The following is a 20,459-nucleotide window of genomic DNA, read 5'->3' as shown; positions in this document are numbered from 1 at the left end:
CCATCCACCTGAGGAGCCTGCCCGGATGAGCATCGTCAAGATCCGCGAGATCGACCATATCGTGCTGCGCGTCGTCGACCTCGACGCGATGATCCATTTCTACTGCGAGCTGCTGGGCTGCCGCGTCGAGCGGCGCCAGGACGAGATCGGCCTGGTGCAACTGCGCGCCGGACGCAGCCTGCTGGACCTGGTGACGATCACCGGCAAGCTGGGCCGCGCCGGCGGCGCCGCGCCGGGGCGCGAGGGCCGCAATCTCGACCATCTGTGCTTCCGCCTCGACGGCGATTTCGATGAGGCGGCGCTGCGCGCCGCGCTGGGCGCGGCCGGCGCCACGGTGGGCGAGTACGGCTCGCGCTACGGCGCCGAGGGCGAGGGGCCGTCGCTGTATCTGAGCGATCCGGAGGGCAATGTGGTGGAGCTGAAGGGCGCGCCCTGGCCGGTCGAGGGCGCAGCTTCATGAGCGCGGTGCTGGCCCCGCCGGCCGGCGCGGCGCCGCTGCGCCATCCGCAATGGCTGCTGCTGGCCCTGTGCGCGATCGCGCTGATGAACACCGCCGGCGTCGCGATGCCCTATCCGATCCTGGCGCCGATCTTCGTCGACGGGCCGCCCGACGCCTTCACCCACTGGATGGGCCTGCCGCCCAAGCTGCTGATGGGGGCGGCGCTGGCGGCCAACCCGCTGGGCATCCTCTTGGGCAGCCTGGTGCTGGGCCCCTTGTCCGACCGCTACGGGCGCCGGCGCCTGCTGCTGCTGTGCCTGCTGGCGACCCTGGGCTGGCAGCTGGTCTGCGCCGCGGCGCTGGAGCTGCGCCACTATCCCTTCTTCGTGCTGGCGCGCTTCGCGATGGGCCTGGCCGAGGGCAGCGTCGCGATCACGCGCGCGCTGCTGGCCGACCATCATCCGCAGCTGGACCGCACCCGCTCCTTCGCCTGGCTGAATGCCTGCCTCTATGGCGGCTGGCTGCTCGGCCCGCTGCTGGGCGGGCAGGCGCTGCGCTGGGGCGAGGCGATGCCCTTCGCGCTGGCGGCGCTGGCGCTCTTGCCCTGCCTGCTGGTGCTGCTGTTCGCGCTGCCGGCCGAGCGCGCGCGGCCGGCGGTCGCGAGCTTCTGGGCCGCGGTGCGCGAGCAGCAGGCGCTGGGCCTGCTGAAGGGCGACGCGCTGCTGCGCCGGCTGTTCTGGCTGCAGCTGGCCTACACGATGGGCGTGCATGCGCTCTACGAGTTCGCGCCGCTGTGGCTGCTGGAGAACCTGGGGCTGGACGGCGCCGGCATCGCCTGGGTGACCGCCGCGCAATGCGCGACCATGGTGCTGGCCAGCGTGCTGGCCTCGCGCCTGCCGGCGGCGCGCCGGCCGCTGCGCCGCGCCGCGCTGCTGGCCCTGCTGGCGGCGCTGGGCCTGGCCCTGCTGGCGCTGCTGCCGGGGCGCTGGGGCATGGCGGTGGTGATCGCGCTGGGGGCGCCGCTGGCGCTGTACAACGCGGTGCTGCCGGCCTGGATGTCCGAGCGCTTCGGCGACGCCCATGGCCAGGGCCGGGTGATGGGCCTGCTGTCCACCGTGTTCTGCCTGGCCAATGTGCTGGTGGCGCTGGGCGGCGGCGCGCTGGCCCTGCTGCAGACGCGCTGGGTGATGGCGCTGGGCGGCCTGGCGGCCTGCACCGCGGCCTGGCGCCTGCTGCGGCTGGCGCGGGAGCTGCGGCAGTGAGCGGGCGCGACACCGCCGAGCGCCTGCTGTTCCAGCTGAAGAGCCGCGGGCCGCAGGCGGCCGCGCCACTGGCCCTGGCCTGCGGCCTGAGCGCGATGGGGGCGCACAAGCAGCTGCAGGCGCTGCAGGACCAGGGCCTGGTCGAGGCCTGGGCGGAGCGCGCCGGCGTCGGCCGGCCCAAGAAACTGTGGCGGCTGACGGCCACCGGCCATGGCCGCTTCCCGGACCGGCATGGCGAGCTGGCGGTGCAGCTGATCCGCCAGGTCGGCGCGCTGATGGGGCCGCAGGCGCTGGAGGCCCTGATCGCGGCGCGCGAGCGCGACAGCGCGCAGGCCTATGCGCAGCGCCTGGCCGGCGCGCGCGGCCTGGCGGCCAAGGTGCAGCGCCTGGCCGCGCTGCGCGCCGAGGAGGGCTATCTGGCGCGCGCCGAGCGGGCGCCGGGCGGGCGCGGCGCCTGGCTGCTGATCGAGGACCATTGCCCGATCTGCGCCGCGGCGCACAGCTGCCCAGGCCTGTGCCGCTCCGAGCTGGCGCTGTTCGCCGGCGCGCTGGGCGAGGGCGTGCGTATCCAGCGCGTCGAGCACCTGCTGGCCGGCGCGCGGCGCTGCGTCTACCGCATCGAGACCGGCAGCCCGTCCAGCGGACCGAACTGAGACGGCGAGTCCAGGCTCTGGCGCGCCTGGCGGCGCATCGCGTCGCGCTGCGCCAGCTCCTGCGCCAGTGCCTCCTCGACCGCCTGGTGCTCCTCGCCCAGCGCGATCAGGCAGGCCAGCAGGCAGCGCCGGCGCGCCAGCCGCAGGCCCAGGCTGGGCGGCTCCGGCTGGGCGCGCAGCAGGGCCAGCGCCGCGGCCGGCTCGCCGCGCCGGCGCAGCAGCTCGGCCAGGCTGTGGCAGGCCGAGCGCAGGGTGTAGTCGCTGCCCAGACGCTCGCTGTTGGCGATCGCGGCGCGCAGCAGCGGCTCGGCCTCGTCCAGGCGGCCGAGCAGCATCAGCAGATGGCCGATCGCCAGCTCCAGCGCGGCGCGGCGCTCGTCATCCAGGCGCGGATCGCGCAGCAGACTGCGCGCATGGCTGACATAGTGCAGGCCGCGCTGCGGCGCGGCCGCGGCGGCCTGCGGGCGCTGCTGCTCCAGCAGCTCGTCCTGGGCCAGCGCGAAGGACAGCAGCAGATTGCAATAGGCCTGCTGCAGCTGGGCCGGCTGGGCGGATTCGCGCGCCATCGACAGCGCCTGCATGTGCAGCAGCTCGGCGTTCTCCAGATCGCCCAGGCGCGCATGCACATGGGCGGTGCAGCTCAGCGCGCCGGACAGCTGCTCATGCTGGCCGGGCTGGCGCGCCAGCTCCAGCGCCTGCTGCGCCAGCGGCAGCGCCTCATGCGCCAGGCCCAGTTCACCCAGCGCCAGCGCGGCCAGGTTCAGCGCCCGGATGCGTACATGGGGCTGGGCCGGCAGCACCGCGGCGCGCAGCGCCGGCCGGTGCACGCGGCCCAGATGGCCCAGCCACCAATGGCTCAGGGCCAGCAGCAGCAGGGCCTCGCCCTGGGCCATGCCCGTCAGGCCCGCGGCCAGCGCCGCCTCGGCCTGCTGCCGGGCCTCGTCCCAGCGGCAGGCCTGCAGCGCCTCGCGCGCCGCGGCCAAGGCCGCCTCGGCCGCCAGGGCGCTGGGCGCCGGCGGGCTCGAGGGCGGCTGTTCAATCTCCATCGTCATGGGCTACCTGCCGCCTGAGTATGCCTATGTCGCTTTATCGGCGTTTTTGCCGCCGCTGCGCCTGGGGGCTATCCCGAGGGTGGTGCGCCGGCACTGTGCGAGACTGCGCGGCACAGGAGGTGGCATGGGTCTGGAGGGTTTGTTGGAACGCGAGGATCAGGGCGAGGCCGGCTGGGCCCAGATGTTCGAGCTGGCGCCGGTATCCCTGTGGCTGGAGGACTTCAGCGGCCTGGCGCAGCTGTTCGAGCGCTGGCGGGCCGAGGGTGTGGGCGACCTGCGCGCGCATCTGGCGGCCGACCCGGCGCGGCTGGCGCAATGCACCGAGGCGCTGCGGGTGCTGCGGGTGAACCGCCAGACCCTGCAGATGTTTGGCGCGCCCGACCTGGCGGCTCTGCTGGCCGGGCTGCCGCAGATCTTTCGCGGCGAGATGCTGGACCACCACGCCGAGGACATGGTGCGGCTGTGGAACGGCACGCTCGAGTACCGCAGCCAGTCGGTCAACTACACGCTGGACGGCCGGCGCCTGGACGTGCTGCTGCATGTGCGGGTGCTGCCGGGCCATGAGCAAGACTGGGGTCGGGTCTTGCTGGCGCTGGAGGATGTCAGCGAGCGCGAGGCCGCGCGCCGCGCCCTGCTCAGCAGCGAGCGCTATGCGCAGGGCCTGTTCGAGCATTCGCCGGTGTCGCTGTGGGTCGAGGACTTCAGCGGCGTCAAGCGCCTGCTGGACGAGGTGCGCGAGCAGGGCGTCAGCGATTTCCGCACCTTCACCGATGTGCATCCGGACTTTGCCGAGCGCTGCATGGCCGAGATCCGCGTGCTGGACGTGAACCGCCAGACCCTGCGCCTGTTCCGCGTGCCGGACAAGCAGGCCCTGATCGCGGCGCTGCCGCGCCTGTTTCGCGACGAGATGCGCCGGCCCTTCACCGAGCAGCTGATCGAGCTGTGGAACGGCCAGCTGTTCCAGCAGCGCGAGACGGTCAACTACAACGCCGAGGGCGAGCTGCTGCATGTGCACCTGCAGTTCTCGGTGCTGCCGGGCCACGAGCATGACTGGTCGCTGGTGCAGGTCTCGCTGACCGACATCAGCGCGCGCAAGAAGGCCGAGGCCTATCTGGAATTCCTCGGCAAGCACGACGCGCTGACCAAGCTGCGCAACCGCAGCTTCTTCAACGACGAGCTGAACCGGCTGGAGCGCCGCGGCCTGGGGCCGGTGGCGGTGCTGGTGGTCGACGTCAACGGCCTGAAGGCCGCCAACGACGAGTTCGGCCATGCCGCCGGCGACGCGCTGCTGCGCCGCACCGGCGAGGTGCTGGCCAAGGCGATCGAGGCGCCGACCACCGCCTCGCGCATCGGCGGCGACGAGTTCGTGCTGCTGCTGCCGGGCGGCGACGAGGCGGCCGGCGAGCTGCTGCTGACCCAGTTGCAGGAGTTGCTGGACCTGAACAACCAGTTCCATGGCGGCGAGCCGCTGGACCTGTCGCTGGGCCTGTCGGTCTGGCGGCCGGGCGAGCGGCTGGAGGCCGCGGTGCATCGCGCCGACGCGCTGATGTATGAACACAAACGACGTTACTACCAGACGCGCGCGCATGACCGGCGCGGCGGCGCATGAGGCCCGAGCGATGAGCGACAAAAAGCACCCGATGACCTACCGCATCCTGGCCCTGCTGCTGGGCGCGTTGGCCCTGGCGCCGGCCGCCGGCGCGGCGGATTTCGAGCTGAAGGACGCGCAGGGCCGGCGCATCCTGCTGAAGGACGACGGCACCTGGCGTTATCTGGATGCCGCGGCGGCCGCGGCCGCGCCGGCCAGCGCCGCCTCCGAGCCGCCGCCGGCCCAGGCCGAGCTGCTGCTGGAGCGGCGCCTGGAGGCGCCCGGCGGCTGCCGCTTCGAGATGGCGCTGCAGAACACCCTGGCCTACGAGATCCGCAGCCTGGTGCCGGAGTTCACCGTGTTCCGCCAGCAGGGCGCCGCCGCGGTGGCCTACAGCACCCAGCTGGCCGGCTTCGGCCCGGTGCGGCCCGGCGACCAGCATCGCCGCGCGCTGCAGTTCGCCGGTATCGCCTGCGCCGACATCGCGCGGCTGGAGGTGGGCGGCGGCGACCGCTGCGAGATGGGCGACCTGAACAAGTTCTCCGATGCGCGCGGCCAATGCCTGGCGCGGCTGCGCGTCAAGCCCAGCGAGCTGCTGCGCTTCGAGAAGAGCGCTGCGCCCGCACCGGCCAAGAGCTGAGCCCGGTTCAGGAGACGATGTAGGCGCCGGCGCCGGTCGAGAGCAGACGGCCGTCGGCGTCGAGGAATTCCATGCGCGTGCTGGCCACGCGGCTGCCCAGGCGCAGCACCTGGGCGGTGGCGCTGAAGCGCGGGCCGGTGGCCGGGCGCAGGTAGTCGATGCGCAGGTCGATCGTGCCCAGCTTGCCGAAGCGCTGCAGCCGCGCGGCGGGCGGCTCGTCCATATGACGCGCACCGATCGCGGCCATCACCGCCAGGCCGCCCATCGCGTCCAGGGTCGCGCTGATCACGCCGCCATGCAGGCGCTGGTGCGTGAAATGGCCGATCAGCTCCGGCCGCATCGCGATATGGGCGCGCACCTGCTCGGCCTCCAGCGCGTCGATCTGCAGGCCCAGCACCTGGTTGAAGGCGATATGGGTCTCAAAGATCTCGCACAGGCGCTGGCTGAATTCGGGCTCGAACAGGCTGGAGGTGCAGGGCATTGTGTATTCAGGGCAGGGGGCTGAGGTAGGCGCGCCGGATGTCCTCGGTCACGCCCTTCTTGCGCAGGCGCTCCAGCGCCGCCTGCAGCCGGGTGGCCAGCGCGGGATCGCTCTGCTTGCTGAGCGCGTAGTAGTAGGCGCCCTCCTCGGACAGGCGCAGCAGCGGCTGCACCTCGGCGGCATCGGCCTGCTGCTGGCGCAGGTTCCAGGCCATGCCGATCTCGGTGTCGACCACCGCGTCGACCAGGCCGCCCAGCAGCATGCGCAGCGCCGAGGCATTGCTGGCCTGCTCCAGCAGCGCGCCGGGCGGCACGCCGGCGGCCAGCAGGTCCTGCGCCGCGGCCTCGCCGCGCACCACCGCGAAGCGCAGGCCGGCCAGTTGGCGGCGCTCCTGCAGCTTCTCGGCGCCGCGGCGGCCATAGACCCAGGTGCTGCGCGGCAGCAGCGGGCCGATCCAGTGGAAGTCGCTCTCGCGGTCGGGCCGGCGCGCGGTCAGGTAGAGCAGGGTGTTGGCCTGGCTCAGCGCGGTGCGGTAGGCGCGCGCCCAGGGCATCGACTGGATCTGGCAGTTGACGCCGGCCTCGCTGCACAGCTGGCGCAGCGTGTCGGTGGCGATGCCGCGCAGCTGGCCGCGCTCGGTGTAGTTGTAGGGCGGCCATTCCTCGGTGCAGGCCTGCAGCGTCGGCGCTGGCTCGCCCGCCGCGGCGGCGCCGGCCAGGCATAGCGCGGGCAGCAGCGGGAGAAGGCGCTTGAGCCAGGGAACAAACCTCATGCCGCCAGCATGCCAGCGCCGCGGCCGCCGCGCAGCCGAGGGAACCCGGGGAAATGCCCCGCTTTTATGCCTGCTGAGCCTGCCGATGCATGCGCGCGGCGACGTCGCGCAGCCAGGGCTGGCGTGCCCAATGCGCGGCGGCGAAGGCCTCGATTTGCGGGCGCTGGGCCAGCGACAGGCCGATCATGTCCAGCCCCTCGAGGAACATCCGGCGGTGCCGCGGCGCCAGCTCGAAGCCGGCGTCGACCCGCTGCCCGCGCACGCGCTGCGCGTCGACGTCAATGCGCAGCGCGGCGCCGGCCTCGGCCTCGGCCATCAGCGCCGCGACCTGCGCGGCCGGCAGCATCACCAGCAGCAGGCGGTTGTTCATCGCGTTGGAATAGAAGATCTCGCCGAAGCTCGGCGCGATCACCGCGCGGATGCCGTACTGCAGCAGGCCCCAGACCGCATGCTCGCGGCTGGAGCCGCAGCCGAAGTTGGCGCCGCCCAGCAGCACCGGCGTGCCGGCCAGCTCGGGCCGGTTCAGCACGCAGTCCGGCCGCGGGCGGCCCTCGCCGTCGAAGCGCAGGTCGTAAAGCAGGCCGCGGTCCAGCCCCTGCTTGTCGATGCCGCGCAGGAACTGCTTGGGCATGATCTGGTCGGTGTCCAGGTTCTCGATGCGCAGCGCGGCGGCGCGACCCTCGATCGCGTCGATGCTCATGTGTCGGCTCCCTGCCGCAATGTGCGCGGGTCGCAGATGCGGCCGGTGAGGGCGGCGGCTGCGGCCATCGCCGGGCTCATCAAATGGGTGATCGCGCCGCGTCCCTGGCGGCCCTCGAAATTGCGGTTGGTGGTGGAGGCGCAGCGCTGGCCGGCGGCCAGCACATCGTCGTTCATCGCCAGGCACATCGAGCAGCCCGGCTTGCGCCACTCGAAGCCGGCGGCCCGCAGCCGCGCCGCGATGCCCTCGGCCTCGGCCTGGGCCGCGACGCGGCCCGAGCCCGGCACCACCATCGCGCGCACGCCGGGCGCGACCCGGCGCTCGCCCACCAGCGCCGCCACCGCGCGCAGATCCTCGATGCGGCCATTGGTGCAGGAGCCGATGAACACATGCTGGATCGGCGTGCCGGCGATCGCGTCGCCCGGCGTGAGGCCGGTGTAGCGCAGGGCCTGCTCGGCGCTGCGGCGCTCCGGGCCCTCGGCCAGCGCGGCCGGATCGGGCACCCGGCCGTCGATCGGCAGCACCTGGTCCGGGCTGGTGCCCCAGCTGACATGCGGCGCCACCGCGGCGGCGTCGAAGCGATGCTCGACCTCGAAGACGGCGCCGGCATCGCTGTGCAGCTCGCGCCAGGCGGCCAGCGCGGCTTCGCGCCAGGCCCCGTCGCGCAGGTCCGGCGCATGGGCCAGCACATAGTCGATCGCGGCGGCGTCGGGCGCGATCAGCGCGCCGCGCGCGCCGGCCTCGACCGCCATATTGCACAGGGTGAAGCGGGCCTCGATCGACAGGGCCTCGATCGCCGCGCCGTCGAACTCGACCACGAAGCCGCGCGCCCCCTGCGCGCCGATGCGGCCGATGATGTGCAGGATCAGGTCCTTGGCGCTGACGCCGGCGCCGAGCCGGCCGTCGACGCGGATGCGCATGTCGCGCGCCAGGCGGTAGACCAGGGTCTGGGTGGCCAGCACATGCTCGACCTCGGAGGTGCCGATGCCGAAACCCAGCGTGCCGAGCGCGCCGTAGGTGGTGGTGTGGCTGTCGCCGCAGATGACGACCATGCCGGGCCGCACCATGCCCAGCTCGGGCGCCACCACATGCTCGATGCCCTGCAGCGCGTCGTCGGTGTCGAACAGCGGGATGCCATGTGCGCTGCAGTTGCGCTTCAGATTGCTGGCCTGCAGCGCCGAGGCCGGATCGGTGATGCGGCGCGGGCTCTCGGCATGGGTGGGGATGATGTGGCTGACCACGGCCAGGTTCTGGCCCGGCAGCGGCACGCCGCGCCCCTGCTCGCGCAGGCCGGCGAAGGCCTGCGGGCTGGTGTACTCGTTCATCAGGTGCAGGTCGCAGAACAGCAGCAGGTTCTGCTCGTCCAGCCGCGCCACGGTATGGCCGTCGACCAGCTTGCGGTAGAGGGTGCGGGGGGCAGCGTCGTTCATCGCGCGTCCGGTTCGAGCAGGAAGGGTAGGGCCTGGGCCAGCAGGGCCTCGGGCGCCTCCTCGGGGATGTAATGGCCGCAGGGCAAGGCCTGACCCCGCGGGTCATCGGCGACGCGGCGCCACTCGGCCAGCGGGTCGAAGCAGCGCTGGATCACGCCCTCGGCGCCCCAGAGCGCCAGCAGCGGCATCGCGAGGCGCAGCCCGGCTGCGCGGTCGGCGCGGTCGTGCTCTAGGTCGATGCCGGAGGCGGCGCGGTAGTCCTCGCACAGGCCATGGGCGCTGCCCGGCAGGCCGGCGGCGCGGATGTAGGCGGCCAGCGCGCGCGGGTCGAAGGGCGCCAGACCGGCGCTGCGCCGGCCCATCACGTCGCGGATATAGGCGGCCGGGTCGGCCTCGATCAGGCGCTCCGGCAGCGGCGCCGGCTGGATCAGGAAGAACCAATGCCAGTAGGCGCGGGCGAAGGCCTCGCTGGTCTGCTCGTACATCGCCAGGGTGGGCGCGATGTCCAGCAGCACCAAGCGGCGGACCGCGCCGGCATGATCGGCCGCCAGCCGGTGCGCGACGCGTGCGCCGCGGTCATGCGCCAGCACCGCGAAGCGCTGATGGCCCAGGGCTTGCATCAGGCGCAGCATGTCGCGCGCCATCACGCGCTTGCTGTAGTTGCCATGGTCCGGCGCGCCGGCGGGCTTGGACGAATCGCCATAGCCGCGCAGGTCGGCCAGCACCAGGCGGAAATGCCGCGCCAGCACCGGCGCCACCCGGTGCCAGATCGCATGGGTCTGCGGATGGCCGTGCAGTAGCAGCAGCGGTGGGCCTGCGCCGCCTACTCGGGCATGGATCGCGACGCCCGCGTCGACCTCGATGTCGTGCCGCGCGAAGCCGGGGAACAGCTCGTCGTCGTCATCGTCTTGCGCCATGGGGACTCCTGGATCGGATGCGGGGCTCGTCATTCAATCGGCGGTGATGCCGCGGTCCTTGACCAGTTTGGCCCATTGCGGCATTTCGCGTTCCAGCCGGCCGCGGGCCTGGGCCGGCGTGCCGGGCAGCGGGTCGAAGCCCTCGCGCTGCATGCGCTCGCGCACCGCCGCGCCGGCCAGCACCTGGTTCAGGCTGGCGTTGAGCTTGTCGATCAGCGGCTTGGGCGTGGCGGCGGGGGCGAAGACCATGAACCAGGTCTCGAAGGCATAGCCCGGCAGGCCGGCCTCGGCGATGGTCGGCACCTGGGGCAGCAGCGCCGAGCGCTTCGTGCCGGTGACGCCCAGCGCGCGCAGCTTGCCGGCCTCGACATGACCCTTGGCCGCGGACAGCACCGGGAAGCTCATGTCCACCGAGCCGGCGATGGTGTCGGTCAGCGCCGGGCCGCCGCCGCGGTAGGGGATGTGGACGATCGGCAGGCCGGAGACGGCCTTGAACAGCTCGGCCGACATGTGGAAGGTGCTGCCCGCGCCGGCCGAGCCATAGGTGTGCTTGCCCGGCTGGGCCTTCAGCAGGGCCAGCAACTCCTTGAGGTTCTGGGCCGGCAGCTTGCTGTTGACGACCAGCACATGCTGGGAACTGGCCACCATGCCGATCGGCGCCAGATCCTTCAGGGTGTCGTAGGGCATGCGCGGCGTCAGCGCCGGGTTGATCGCCAGGGAGACGGTCTGCAGGCCCAGGGTGTAGCCGTCGGCCGGGGCCTTGGCGACCTGGTCGACGCCGAGATTGCCGCCGGCGCCGCCCTTGTTCTCGATGAACAGGCTGCCGCCCAGGGCCTTGCCCCATTCGTCGGCGATCAGGCGCGCGGCGATGTCGGCGCTGCCGCCCGGCGCATAGGGCACGACCAGCTTGATCGGGCGCTCGGGGTAGCCCTGGGCGCCGGCCAAGCCGGGCGCCGCCAGGGCCGCGAGGCCGGCGGCGGGCAGGAGGGCGATGAGCCAGCGGCGCTGGCGGCGGTAGGCGGTCATGGCTTGTCTCCGTCTCTGGGTCTTGTTGATGCACAGATGCTAGCCATGAATGCCGGAAACATAATGTCGTCTCCGGAACTCCTTCCGGTCCTTTGAGTTATGAATCGATGAGCATGACGGGCGGTGCCGGTTTTTCCGATCTGGCCTTCTTCGCGTTGCTGGTGCGCCAGGGCAGCCTGGCGGCCGCGGCGCAGGAGCTGGGGCTGACGCCGCCGGCGGTCAGCAAGCGGCTGGCGGCGCTGGAAAAGCGCCTGGGCGTGCGCCTGTTGCAGCGCACGACGCGGCGCCTGAGCCTGACGCCGGAGGGCGAGCTCTACCTGGTGGACGGGGCCCAGGTGCTGCAGGAGCTGGAGCGGCTGGAGCGCCGCGTGGCCGGCAGCCGCGCGACGCCGGCCGGGCTGCTGCGCGTCAATGCGACGCTGGGCTTCGGGCGGCGCCAGCTGGCGCCGGCGCTGTCGGCCTTCGCGTGCACCTATCCGGAGGTGGAGGTGCAGCTGCACCTGAGCGACAAGCCGGCCCATCTGGTGGAGCAGGGCTTCGATCTGCTGCTGCGCTTCGGCGAGCCGCCGGATGCGCGCCTGAGCGCGCGGCGCCTGGCCGAGAATCGGCGCCTGTTGTGCGCCGCGCCGGCTTATCTGCAGGCCGCCGGCCAGCCGCGCACGCCGCGCGAGCTGGCGCGGCACCGCTGCCTCTTCATCCGCGAGAGCGACGAGACCTATGGCACCTGGCAACTGCGCCAGGGCGCGCGGCAGGAGACGGTCAAGGTGCGTGGCCCGCTGAGCAGCAACGACGGCGAATCGGTGCTGGCCTGGGGCCTGGACGGGCAGGGCATCCTGCTTCGCTCGGTCTGGGATGTGGCGCCGCTGCTGCGCGCCGGGCGGCTGCTGCCGGTGCTGCCGGACTGGTCCTTGCCGCCGGCCGATATCTACGCGGTGTTCGCGCCGCGCAGCCAGATCTCGGCCAAGACACGCGCGCTGCTGGACTTCCTGCTGGACTGGTTCAAGCCCTATCGCGAGCGCGGCGCGGCCGAGCCCTATGGCGGCTGGTGAGGGCCCGGCCTTGACTCAGCGCGCTCAATGCGCGACCACCCGGCCCGCGGCCAGAGGCGGCAGCGGGCGGCGGCCGTCGAGCTTGCCGCTCCAGGCCGTCAGGCCCCAGGCGCCCAGCACCACCAGGGCACCGATCCAGGGCAGGTGCTGCAGGCCCAGGGTTTCAACGATGCCGCCGCCCAGCCAGGCGCCCAGCGCGATGCCGACATTGAAGGCCGCGATATTGAAGCCCGAGGCCACGTCCACCGCCTGCGGCGCATGGCGCTCGGCCTGTTGCACCACATAGACCTGCAGGCCCGCCACATTGCCGAAGGCCACTGCGCCCCACAGCAGCACGGTCAGCACCACCAGCGGCTTTGAGGCGGCGGTGAAGCTCAGCAGCAGCAGCACCGCGGCCAGCAGCGCGAAGATCAGCTTCAGCGCGCCGATCGGGCCGCGCCGGTCGGCCAGGCGGCCGCCCCAGATATTGCCGACCGCGACCGACACGCCATAGGCCAGCATCACCAGGCCCACCGCGCCCGGCGCGAAGCCGGCGCGCTGCTCCAGCATCGGCGCCAGGTAGGTGAAGGCGATGAAGGAGCCGCCGTAGCCGACCGCGGTCATCGCATAGACCAGCAGCAGGCGCGGCTCGCGCAGCACGCGGGCCTGCTGCAGCAGCGAGGCGCTATGGCGATGCGGGATCTGGCGCGGCACGAACAGCCAGCTGCCCAGCACCGCGATCAGGCCCAGGCCCGCGACCGCCAGGAAGGTCTGGCGCCAGCCGAAATGCTGGCCGATGAAGGTCCCCAGCGGCACGCCGCTGACCAGGGCCACGGTCAGGCCGCTGAACATGGTCGCGATCGCGCTGGCGGCCTTGTCCTTGCTGACCAGGCCGGTGGCGATGGTCGAGCCGATCGAGAAGAACACGCCATGGGTCAGGCCGGTCAGGATGCGCGCGGCGACCAGGCTGGCATAGCCGGGCGCCTGCCAGGCCAGCAGGTTGCCGGCGCTGAACAGCAGCATCAGCGCCAGCAGCAAGGTCTTGCGCGGCAGCCGGCTGGTCAGCGCGGTCAGCACCGGCGCGCCGATCGCGACGCCGAGCGCGTACAGGCTCACCAGCAGGCCCGCCGAGGGCAGGCTGACGCCAAGGTCGGCCGCCATCGTCGGGATCAGGCCGACGATGACGAACTCGGTGGTTCCGATGGCAAAGGCGCTGAGCGTCAGCGCCAGCAGGGCAATGGGCATGGACAGGACTCCTGTGGCTGTTGATGGCGCGCAGTGTCCGGATCGGGGCGGGCGAGAAAAACCCTGTGACGGTTGAAATATCTTTGATACGAAATCAAGAATTCAAGCCAATCGGGTGCGCGCGCGCCCCGGCCTGGTGTGCGTGATCGGCATTCGCCCAAACAGCGCGTGAAGCGGGGAACACCCTAGGTAGACCGGAGCACGAGCCTTTGTTTCAATGCCGGCACTCCCTCCCGACCCGCGCATGAAACTCATCGGCTTTTGGCTTCTCTGTCTGGTGGCGGTCCTCGTGCCCGCCACCGCGAGCATTGCCACGTCGATGCTGTGCCCCGAGGCCTTCGTCGCCAAGGCGCAGGAGCGGCAGCAGGCAAAGGCCGGGGCGGACGGTGGCACGCATCGCCTGGCGGCGGCCGGTGGCCGGCATGGCGTTGCCAAGCCGGTCGCGCTGGCCGAGAAGAAGAATGACAAGGCCGGTGCGACAGCGCAGAGCCAGGCGCTCGATGAACCCTGCTGCGACCTGAATCCCTGCAGCCATTGCATCAGCTGTGGCGCGAGCGCCTCGATGATCGCGCTCGACGGCCCGCCGGCCGCACCCCGCAGCAGCGCCGGCATGCGCATTGCCGGCCTGACGGCGCCGCGCGCCGAGTTCCTGCTGTCCGGGCAGGAACGCCCGCCCAGAAGCGCCTGAGCGCCGGGCCCCACGGCCCGCCTCGCTGCTCGGCCAGGGCGGCTTTTTCCCCCAACCCAGTCCGCTGCTGACGACCGCGCCTTGCGCGCGGTCGGCACCGCTACGCCTGGGCTGCCATCTGGCCGACCGCTGCTTCCTTCCCCTCTCGGTTCACCGATCCCGCCCGGCCCGGCGCCAGGGGCGTGGATCGCCTCATCCGGATGCACAAGATGACGATCAACAAGCTTCTTCCCCAGACGGCAGTCAGTGCCGCGGTCCTCCTGTTCCTGAGCGGCGCGCAGGCGCAGCAGCAGGCTTCCCCGACGAACGACGCGGCGTCCTCGCCGGCGGCGCTCGACAAGGTCCAGATCACCGGCAGCCGCATCAACCTCAAGCAGTCGCAGATCTCCGGCGTCGGGCCGGTGACGGTGATCGACTCGGACGCGATCCAGCGCTCGGGCGCGGTCTCCGCCGAGACGCTGCTGCAGCGCCTGCCGGCCTCGGCCGGTGCGGCCGGCAGCCAGAGCAGCGCCTACTGGACCGGCAACGGCTATGGCACGACCCAGGTGAACCTGCGCGGCCTGGGCATCAACCGCACCCTGGTGCTGCTGAACGGCCGGCGCGTCGTGAACGGCGGCACCGGCGCGAACAGCGCGGTGGACCTGAACATGATCCCGGTCGCGCTGATCGAGCGGGTCGAGGTGCTGAAGGACGGCGCCTCGGCCATCTACGGCGCCGATGCGGTGGCCGGCGTGGTCAACATCATCACCAAGAAGAAGCTGCAGGGGCTGGAGGCGGCCGTGCGCTATGGCGAGACCTCGCGCGGCGATGGCGATGAATCGGCCGTCGACCTGGCCTGGGGCCTCAGCGGCGCCCAGGGCTCGCTGATGACCGCGATCAACTATGCGCAGAGCGGCGATGTGAACATGGCCAGCCGCGCGCCCTGCGGCCTGGGCGAGGCCGGTGGCAAGCTGGTCTGCGTCGGCAGCTCCGCGACGATCGGCGGCCGCGCCCGCCTGGCCGATGGCCGGCGCATCAACTTCCGCCAGTCGCTGGACCAACCGGTTGGCTTCTACGAGCCCTATGCCGCGGACAAGCACAACTACAACGGCAACCCGAGCCTGAACGCGGTCAACCCGGTCAAGCGCCTGGGTCTGAATACCTTCGGCACGCTGAACCTGAACGAGCGCACCCAGCTCTTCACCGAGCTGATGTTCTCGCGCCGCGAATCGAGCCAGCTGGCCACGCCGGGCTCGCTGGGCGTGTACCGAGCGGTCAACATCGCGGCCGACCATCCCGGCAACCCGACCGGCCAGGCCCTGGTGCTGGAGCGGCGCCGGCTGGAGGAGGGCGGCGTGCGCCACTTCTTCCAGGAGGCCAACATCTTCCGCGCGGTGGCCGGCGCCAAGGGCACGCTGGGCGAGCAATGGGACTGGTCGCTGGCGCTGAACTGGGGCCGCAACACCGGCACCGACGGCTCCACCAAGGTCGCGAACCTGGACCGCGTCGAGCAGACCCTGGACCGCAGCCGCTGCAGCACGGCCGCCAATGCCGCCATCCCCTGCGGCAACTACCTGGGCTACGGCAGCCTGACGCCCGAGGTGCTGCGCTACATCCTGGCCACCACCCGCGATACCGGCGGCAACGACCAGAAGAGCCTGAGCGCCAGCATCAGCGGCCAGCTGTTCGAGCTGCCGGCCGGCCCGGTGGGCTTCGCCTCGGGCCTGGAGCTGCGCAAGGAGGGCGGCTGGCGCGATCCGGACAACCTGACCGTCATCGGCGCGGCCAACACCAACCGCCAGGACCCGATCGCCGGCGAGTACAGCGCGCGCGAGCTGTTCGCCGAGCTGTCGGTGCCGCTGCTGGAGCGCATGCCGCTGATCCAGTCGCTGACCCTGAACACCGCGGCGCGCTATTCCGACTACAGCCTGTTCGGCAGCAAGAGCACCTACAAGCTGGGCCTGGACTGGCAGGTCGTGCCCAGCCTGAAGCTGCGCTCGAACCTGTCCTCGGCCTTCCGCGTGCCCAACATCCCGGAGCTGTACGGCGGCGTGTCCGAGGGCAATCTGACCACCACCGATCCCTGCAGCGGCTGGAGCGCCTTGTCCAGCAGCTCGGTGGTCTACCAGAACTGCCAGGCCGCGGGCGTGCCGGTCGGCTTCCGGCAGCTGGGCAACACCATCCTGACGACGGTCGGCGGCAATCCCCAGCTGAACCCGGAGGATGCGAAGACCCTGACCGCCGGCATCGTCTGGTCGCCGATGCGCTCGCTGACGCTGACCCTGGACTACTACCGCATCAAGATCAGCAACGCGATCCAGAGCGTGGCCGGTTCGACCAAGCTGGCCACCTGCTACAACACGCCGGGCCGCGCGCATATCTTCTGCGGCCCCGCCAGCTTCACCCGCAACGCGAGCACCGGCGAGATTGACTTCCTGTCCTCGCAGCCGGTCAACGCGGCGGACGAGCGCATCTCCGGGCTGGACCTGGGCCTGCTCTACGACTTCAGGCTGGCGGGCTGGAACGCCTCGCTGGGCACCGAGCTGTCGCACCTGAAGAACTACGAGGTGCGGCCCTTCCCGGGCGCCGCGGCGATCGACTACACCGGCAAGATCACCGGCGGCCGCGGCAGCTACACCCAGTGGCGCGCGCTCAGCACGCTGACCCTGGCCCGCGGCGCCTGGTCGGGCTCCTACACGCTGCAGTACATCGGCGCCGCCGACGACATCAACGCCGCGCCGACCGACATCGGCGCGCGGGCGCCGGCCATCACCTACCACTCGGCCCAGGCCAAGTACGCGGTGAGCAAGTCCTTCGACCTCGCGCTGGGCATCGACAATCTGTTCGACAAGAAGGCCCCCTTCATCAAGAGCTACACCGACGCCAATACCGACACGATGAGCTACGACCTGCTGGGCCGCCGCTGGCATCTGCGGGCCGCCTATCGCTGGTAGTCAGCGTTGAAGCCCGAGCGGCGGGGGTGGCCGAGCGCCGTCCCCGCCGATGCTCCATCGAAGCTGTGAGAAGACAAAGCCATGAAATTTTCGTTCTGGGCGCGCAAGACCCACCAATGGATCGCCCTGGTGATCGGGGTGCAGGCCCTGCTGTGGATGATCAGCGGGGTCTACATGACCTCGATCTCGCTGGAGGTCATCCACGGTGACCATCTGGCCCATGTGGTCGACGCGCCGCTGCAGCGCGACAAGCCGCGCATCGACATCGCTCGCATCGGCGAGCTCTACCCGGGCTTCGAGGCCCTGAAGCTGAAGACCTTCCTCGGCCGCGAGGTCTATGAAGTGCGCCAGCAGGGCAAGACCCATCTGCTCGACGCGCGCGACGCCAGCCTGCTCAGCCCCCTGAGCCGCGCGCAGATCCTGGAGCGTGCCAAGGAGGTCTACCAGGGCGAGGCCCAGGTGCGCGAGGTGAACTGGATCACGAACGCGCCGCAGGAGGTGGCGAAGCGCCCGGTGCCGATGTGGGCCGTGCGCTTCGACGACCGGGCCGACTCGACCCTCTACTTCTCGCCCAGCACGGGCGATCTGCTGGCGCGGCGCCACGATCTGTGGCGCGGCTTCGACTTCCTCTGGATGCTGCACATCATGGACTACGACAGCCGCAGCGATGTCAACAACACCCTGCTGCGCGTCGCGGCCGGCGTCGGGCTGGCCTTCGCGCTCAGCGGCCTGTGGCTGCTGGTGCACAGCCTGCGTCGAAGGAGCGTGGCATGACTCCCTGGCTGAAGAAGATCCACAAATGGCTGGGCCTGCTGATCGGCCTGCAGCTGCTGCTCTGGATGGCCAGCGGCCTGGTGATGAGCCTGCTGGATGCCGACAAGGTGCGCGGCCGCGAGTTCCGCGCGCCGCCGCCGGCGCGTGCGGCCTGGCCCGCCCAGGCCCTGCCGCTGAGCCAGGCGCTGCAAGGCGTGAGGGCCGAGGCGCAGTCGGTCTCGACCGGCTGGCTGGGGCAGGAGCCGGTCTACCGGCTGGCGACCGGGCAGGGCGTGCGCCTGGTCAGCGCGCTGCGCGGCGGCGAGATCGTGCTGGACGCGGCGCTGGCGCAGCGCCTGGCCCAGGCCTCCTACCGCGGCCCCGGCCGGGCCGGGCCGGCCGAGCTGGTGGCGCCCTCGCTGGAGACCCGCGCGCATGAGGGTCAGGTCTGGCGCGTGCCCTTCGCCGACGCGGAGGACACGACGGTCTACCTGTCCCGCCACGGCGATGTGCTGGAGCATCGCAACAGCAGCTGGCGCCTGTTCGACCTGTTCTGGATGCTGCACATCATGGACTACAGCGGGCGCAAGGACTTCAACAACCCGCTGGTGATCGGCGCCGCGGTCGGCGGGCTGTGGCTGGCGCTGAGCGGCATCTGGCTGCTGTTCACCAGCTTCCGCCTGGCCGACTTCGTGCCGCGGCGCCTGCGCGGCCAGCGCTCGCTGCAGCTGCTGGCGCCGGACGGCACGCGGCTGCGCAGCCTGCGGGTTGCGTCCGGCGACACGGTCTTCGTCGCGCTGGCCCGCCAGGGCCTGCAGCTGCCGTCCAACTGCGGCGGCGGGCAGAGCTGCGGCCTGTGCGAGGTCCGGGTTTGCGGCAGCGCGCCTCCGGCCACGCTGGCGGACCGCGCGCAGCTGGCGCCTGCCCGCTTGCGCGACGGGCATCGCCTGGCCTGCAACCTGCCGGTGGCCGCCGATCTGGAGATCGAGGTGCAGGGCGGCGTGGCGCTGTGGAGCCAGCAGGGCGCGCGGGTGGAAAGCGTGACCGCGCTGTCGCCGACCCTGCGCGAGATCGTGCTGCGGCCCGACGCGGGCATCGATGCCGCCGCCTACCGGCCGGGTTCTTACCTGCAGGTGATCGTGCCGGCCTACCGGATGAGCGCGGCGCAGATCGAGCTGCCGCCGGCGCACCGTGCGGCCTGGGACGCCTGGCGGCTGCCGGCGAGCTGGGCCAACGACGCGCCGCTGCGCCGCTCCTACTCGCTGGCGGCGCCGGTCGAGGCGCGCGACGGACGCATCAGCCTGCTGGTGCGCTTCCTGCACGGGCCGGCCGGCGCCTCGCACCATCCGCCGGGCAAGGGCTCGTCCTATATGTACGGCCTGAAGCCGGGCGACCGGATCCGCTACGCCGGCCCCTTCGGCGACTTCGCGCTGCGCCCCGGCGGCCGCGAGAAGGTCTTCATCGGCGGCGGCGCGGGCATGGCGCCGCTGCGCGCGATGATCCGGGCGCTGCTGGAGGGCGGCGCGGCCGAGCCGGTGCATTTCTGGTACGGCGCGCGCTCGCTGGCCGACGCGCCCTATGTCGAGGAGATGCAGGCCCTGGCCGCGCGCTATGGCAACTTCAGCTGGCAGCTGGTGCTGTCGGACGAGGCGGCCCAACCTGCCAACGTCAGTGCCGGCGCTGGCGACCGCCTGCCGCGCGCGCTGGTGCATGACGCGGTGCGCGAGCTGCTGCTGGCCTCGCATGCCGAGCTGGCGGCCTGCGAGTTCTACCTCTGCGGCCCGCCGGCGATGCTGAGCGCGACGCGCAAGATGCTGCGCAAGCTCGGCGTCGCGGATGCGCAGGTCTCGTTCGACGACTTCAAGATCTGAGCAGGGGCGGGTGCCGCCGGCCGGGTCGGCCTGGCGGCACGCCATGCCCCCGAGCTCAAGCCTGACCGGCCTTTGGGCTCCTGCGGCTCTGCAGCCTGAGCGCCACCAGACCCAGCGCCATCATCCCCAGCGTGGCCGGCTCCGGCACCGGCGAGATGCTGAAGTTGGCGATGCTGGCGATCTGCTGGCGGTCCAGGCCTTCCAGGCGCGGCGTCTGCAGCAGCGAGGTTCCGACGGTCAGGGACCAGTCCGCGGCGGTGGGGCCGCCTGCTTCGCTGGCGAGGAAGGCGAGGTTCAGCAGGCTGACGCTCCCGCCGGGCTTGATGGCTAGGGTGTAGCGCACGTTGTAGCGGTCCGGGGTGATGGCGGCCTGGTCCAGCCCCTTGTTGCCCGAAACCAGCGCCAGCACCGGGTCGCTGCCGCCGTGGCCCAGGCCGTCGTCCTCGCAGCTGACGAGCAGGCCGGGCTTCACGGCCTGCACCAACTCGTCGCCGTCGGAGCCCAGATTGCCGAAGAAGTTCAGGGTGGTGTGGACCGTGCCCTTGTTGGTGAAGGTGTCGAGGAAGCGGTAGACATTGCCGCTGAGCAGGTCGACCTGGCGTGCCTGCCCCAGCTCGCCGACCCCGCTGTTGTAGAAGCCGAAGGCATCGAAGGCGCCGTTGCCGCCGTCGAAGATGCCGGGGCTGGCCTGGAACTGGGCGGCCTGGGTGGCCGCCGCGGGAAGAAGAAGCAGGGCGGCGATTGCCGCGCCGAGAATACGAGTGGACATGAACTGAACTCCGTTTGGGGGCCGTCCGACGGCCCGATGAAATCGATGTGGCGCGCTTAGCCGCGGCGGGCGGTCAGCCATTGCTCCGGCGGGATGGGCTTGCCGACTAGGCGCAGTTCGCCGATCCAGCCGTAGAAGCCGTCGCCCGGCACACCGTCCCACCAGCTTCGGCGGCGGCTCGACATAGGAGGCCAGCAGATCGCTGCGCACCC

20 protein-coding genes are annotated in these 20,459 nt (G+C 71.8%); 10 read left to right on the top strand and 10 right to left on the bottom strand.

What is annotated here, in order from left to right; all coding sequences use genetic code 11:
- Positions 1–31: 31 nt before the first annotated feature.
- From G8A07_RS17520 to G8A07_RS17510, 3 genes are read left to right on the top strand one after another with little or no spacing between them, the layout of a single operon-like run.
- A complete protein-coding gene (locus tag G8A07_RS17520) occupies positions 32–460 on the top strand; it encodes a VOC family protein (protein ID WP_195797825.1) in 429 nt (142 codons plus the stop codon).
- Positions 457–1,701: an MFS transporter gene (locus G8A07_RS17515; RefSeq protein ID WP_195793294.1), complete on the top strand. Its 1,245-nt coding sequence runs from the start codon at positions 457–459 to the stop codon at positions 1,699–1,701. Before G8A07_RS17520 ends, G8A07_RS17515 begins: the two co-directional genes overlap by 4 nt.
- Positions 1,698–2,354, top strand: coding sequence for a metalloregulator ArsR/SmtB family transcription factor (locus tag G8A07_RS17510; RefSeq protein ID WP_195793293.1), 657 nt, complete (start codon positions 1,698–1,700; stop codon positions 2,352–2,354). The genes G8A07_RS17515 and G8A07_RS17510 overlap by 4 nt, the downstream gene beginning before the upstream one ends.
- Here the strand turns inward: G8A07_RS17510 and G8A07_RS17505 are convergent.
- Positions 2,312–3,406 carry a tetratricopeptide repeat protein gene (locus G8A07_RS17505; protein ID WP_195793292.1) on the bottom strand — a complete coding sequence of 365 codons (1,095 nt, stop codon included), beginning with the start codon at positions 3,404–3,406 and terminating at the stop codon, positions 2,312–2,314. The two genes, G8A07_RS17510 and G8A07_RS17505, sit on opposite strands and share 43 nt — an antisense overlap.
- Positions 3,407–3,530: 124 nt before the next feature.
- Between G8A07_RS17505 and G8A07_RS17500 the strand changes: the two genes are divergently transcribed.
- On the top strand, positions 3,531–5,015 hold the full coding sequence (locus tag G8A07_RS17500; RefSeq protein ID WP_249937035.1) for a sensor domain-containing diguanylate cyclase: 1,485 nt from the start codon (positions 3,531–3,533) through the stop codon (positions 5,013–5,015).
- Between the two features lie 10 nt (positions 5,016–5,025).
- Positions 5,026–5,634, top strand: coding sequence for a hypothetical protein (locus tag G8A07_RS17495; RefSeq protein WP_195793291.1), 609 nt, complete (start codon positions 5,026–5,028; stop codon positions 5,632–5,634).
- A gap of 7 nt (positions 5,635–5,641) precedes the next feature.
- Here G8A07_RS17495 and G8A07_RS17490 read toward each other — a convergent pair whose 3' ends face one another.
- From G8A07_RS17490 to G8A07_RS17465, 6 genes are all read right to left on the bottom strand, one after another.
- The gene (locus tag G8A07_RS17490; RefSeq protein WP_195793290.1) at positions 5,642–6,115 is read right to left on the bottom strand and encodes a thioesterase family protein; all 474 of its coding nucleotides are present in this window, start codon (positions 6,113–6,115) and stop codon (positions 5,642–5,644) included.
- 7 nt (positions 6,116–6,122) lie between these two features.
- Positions 6,123–6,887, bottom strand: coding sequence for an ABC transporter substrate-binding protein (locus tag G8A07_RS17485; protein ID WP_195793289.1), 765 nt, complete (start codon positions 6,885–6,887; stop codon positions 6,123–6,125).
- Between the two features lie 64 nt (positions 6,888–6,951).
- Positions 6,952–7,587, bottom strand: a complete 636-nt coding sequence (leuD, locus tag G8A07_RS17480) for a 3-isopropylmalate dehydratase small subunit (protein ID WP_195793288.1) — start codon at positions 7,585–7,587, stop codon at positions 6,952–6,954.
- On the bottom strand, positions 7,584–9,017 hold the full coding sequence (gene leuC, locus G8A07_RS17475; protein WP_195793287.1) for a 3-isopropylmalate dehydratase large subunit: 1,434 nt from the start codon (positions 9,015–9,017) through the stop codon (positions 7,584–7,586). Before leuC ends, leuD begins: the two co-directional genes overlap by 4 nt.
- A complete protein-coding gene (locus G8A07_RS17470) occupies positions 9,014–9,934 on the bottom strand; it encodes an alpha/beta fold hydrolase (protein ID WP_195793286.1) in 921 nt (306 codons plus the stop codon). The genes leuC and G8A07_RS17470 overlap by 4 nt, the downstream gene beginning before the upstream one ends.
- 33 nt (positions 9,935–9,967) lie before the next feature.
- The gene (locus G8A07_RS17465; RefSeq protein ID WP_195793285.1) at positions 9,968–10,960 is read right to left on the bottom strand and encodes a tripartite tricarboxylate transporter substrate binding protein; all 993 of its coding nucleotides are present in this window, start codon (positions 10,958–10,960) and stop codon (positions 9,968–9,970) included.
- A 107-nt stretch (positions 10,961–11,067) separates the two neighbouring features.
- Here G8A07_RS17465 and G8A07_RS17460 point away from each other — a divergent pair, with 107 nt between their 5' ends.
- Complete coding sequence (locus G8A07_RS17460) at positions 11,068–12,009, top strand: LysR family transcriptional regulator (RefSeq protein WP_249937034.1); 942 nt, start codon at positions 11,068–11,070, stop codon at positions 12,007–12,009.
- Between the two features lie 24 nt (positions 12,010–12,033).
- On the opposite strand, the gene G8A07_RS17455 is transcribed toward G8A07_RS17460, so the two are convergent.
- Complete coding sequence (locus G8A07_RS17455; protein ID WP_195793284.1) at positions 12,034–13,233, bottom strand: MFS transporter; 1,200 nt, start codon at positions 13,231–13,233, stop codon at positions 12,034–12,036.
- 244 nt (positions 13,234–13,477) lie between these two features.
- Between G8A07_RS17455 and G8A07_RS17450 the strand changes: the two genes are divergently transcribed.
- From G8A07_RS17450 to G8A07_RS17435, 4 genes are all read left to right on the top strand, one after another.
- The gene (locus G8A07_RS17450) at positions 13,478–13,921 is read left to right on the top strand and encodes a hypothetical protein (protein WP_195793283.1); all 444 of its coding nucleotides are present in this window, start codon (positions 13,478–13,480) and stop codon (positions 13,919–13,921) included.
- Between the two features lie 209 nt (positions 13,922–14,130).
- The gene (locus tag G8A07_RS17445; protein WP_195793282.1) at positions 14,131–16,854 is read left to right on the top strand and encodes a TonB-dependent receptor; all 2,724 of its coding nucleotides are present in this window, start codon (positions 14,131–14,133) and stop codon (positions 16,852–16,854) included.
- 81 nt (positions 16,855–16,935) lie between these two features.
- Positions 16,936–17,628, top strand: coding sequence for a PepSY domain-containing protein (locus G8A07_RS17440; protein ID WP_195793281.1), 693 nt, complete (start codon positions 16,936–16,938; stop codon positions 17,626–17,628).
- Positions 17,625–19,478 carry an NADH:ubiquinone reductase (Na(+)-transporting) subunit F gene (locus G8A07_RS17435; protein ID WP_195793280.1) on the top strand — a complete coding sequence of 618 codons (1,854 nt, stop codon included), beginning with the start codon at positions 17,625–17,627 and terminating at the stop codon, positions 19,476–19,478. The genes G8A07_RS17440 and G8A07_RS17435 overlap by 4 nt, the downstream gene beginning before the upstream one ends.
- A gap of 55 nt (positions 19,479–19,533) precedes the next feature.
- Here the strand turns inward: G8A07_RS17435 and G8A07_RS17430 are convergent, their stop codons facing one another.
- Positions 19,534–20,247 carry a PEP-CTERM sorting domain-containing protein gene (locus G8A07_RS17430; protein WP_195793279.1) on the bottom strand — a complete coding sequence of 238 codons (714 nt, stop codon included), beginning with the start codon at positions 20,245–20,247 and terminating at the stop codon, positions 19,534–19,536.
- Between the two features lie 56 nt (positions 20,248–20,303).
- On the bottom strand, positions 20,304–20,432 hold the full coding sequence (locus tag G8A07_RS28120) for a hypothetical protein (RefSeq protein ID WP_256441046.1): 129 nt from the start codon (positions 20,430–20,432) through the stop codon (positions 20,304–20,306).
- Positions 20,433–20,459 lie beyond the last annotated feature (27 nt).

This window comes from Roseateles sp. DAIF2 (assembly GCF_015624425.1).
Taxonomy (GTDB): Bacteria; Pseudomonadota; Gammaproteobacteria; order Burkholderiales; family Burkholderiaceae_C; genus Kinneretia.
The sequence above is the reverse complement of the archived record's forward strand: the minus strand, read 5'-3'. Positions and strand labels throughout refer to the sequence as shown.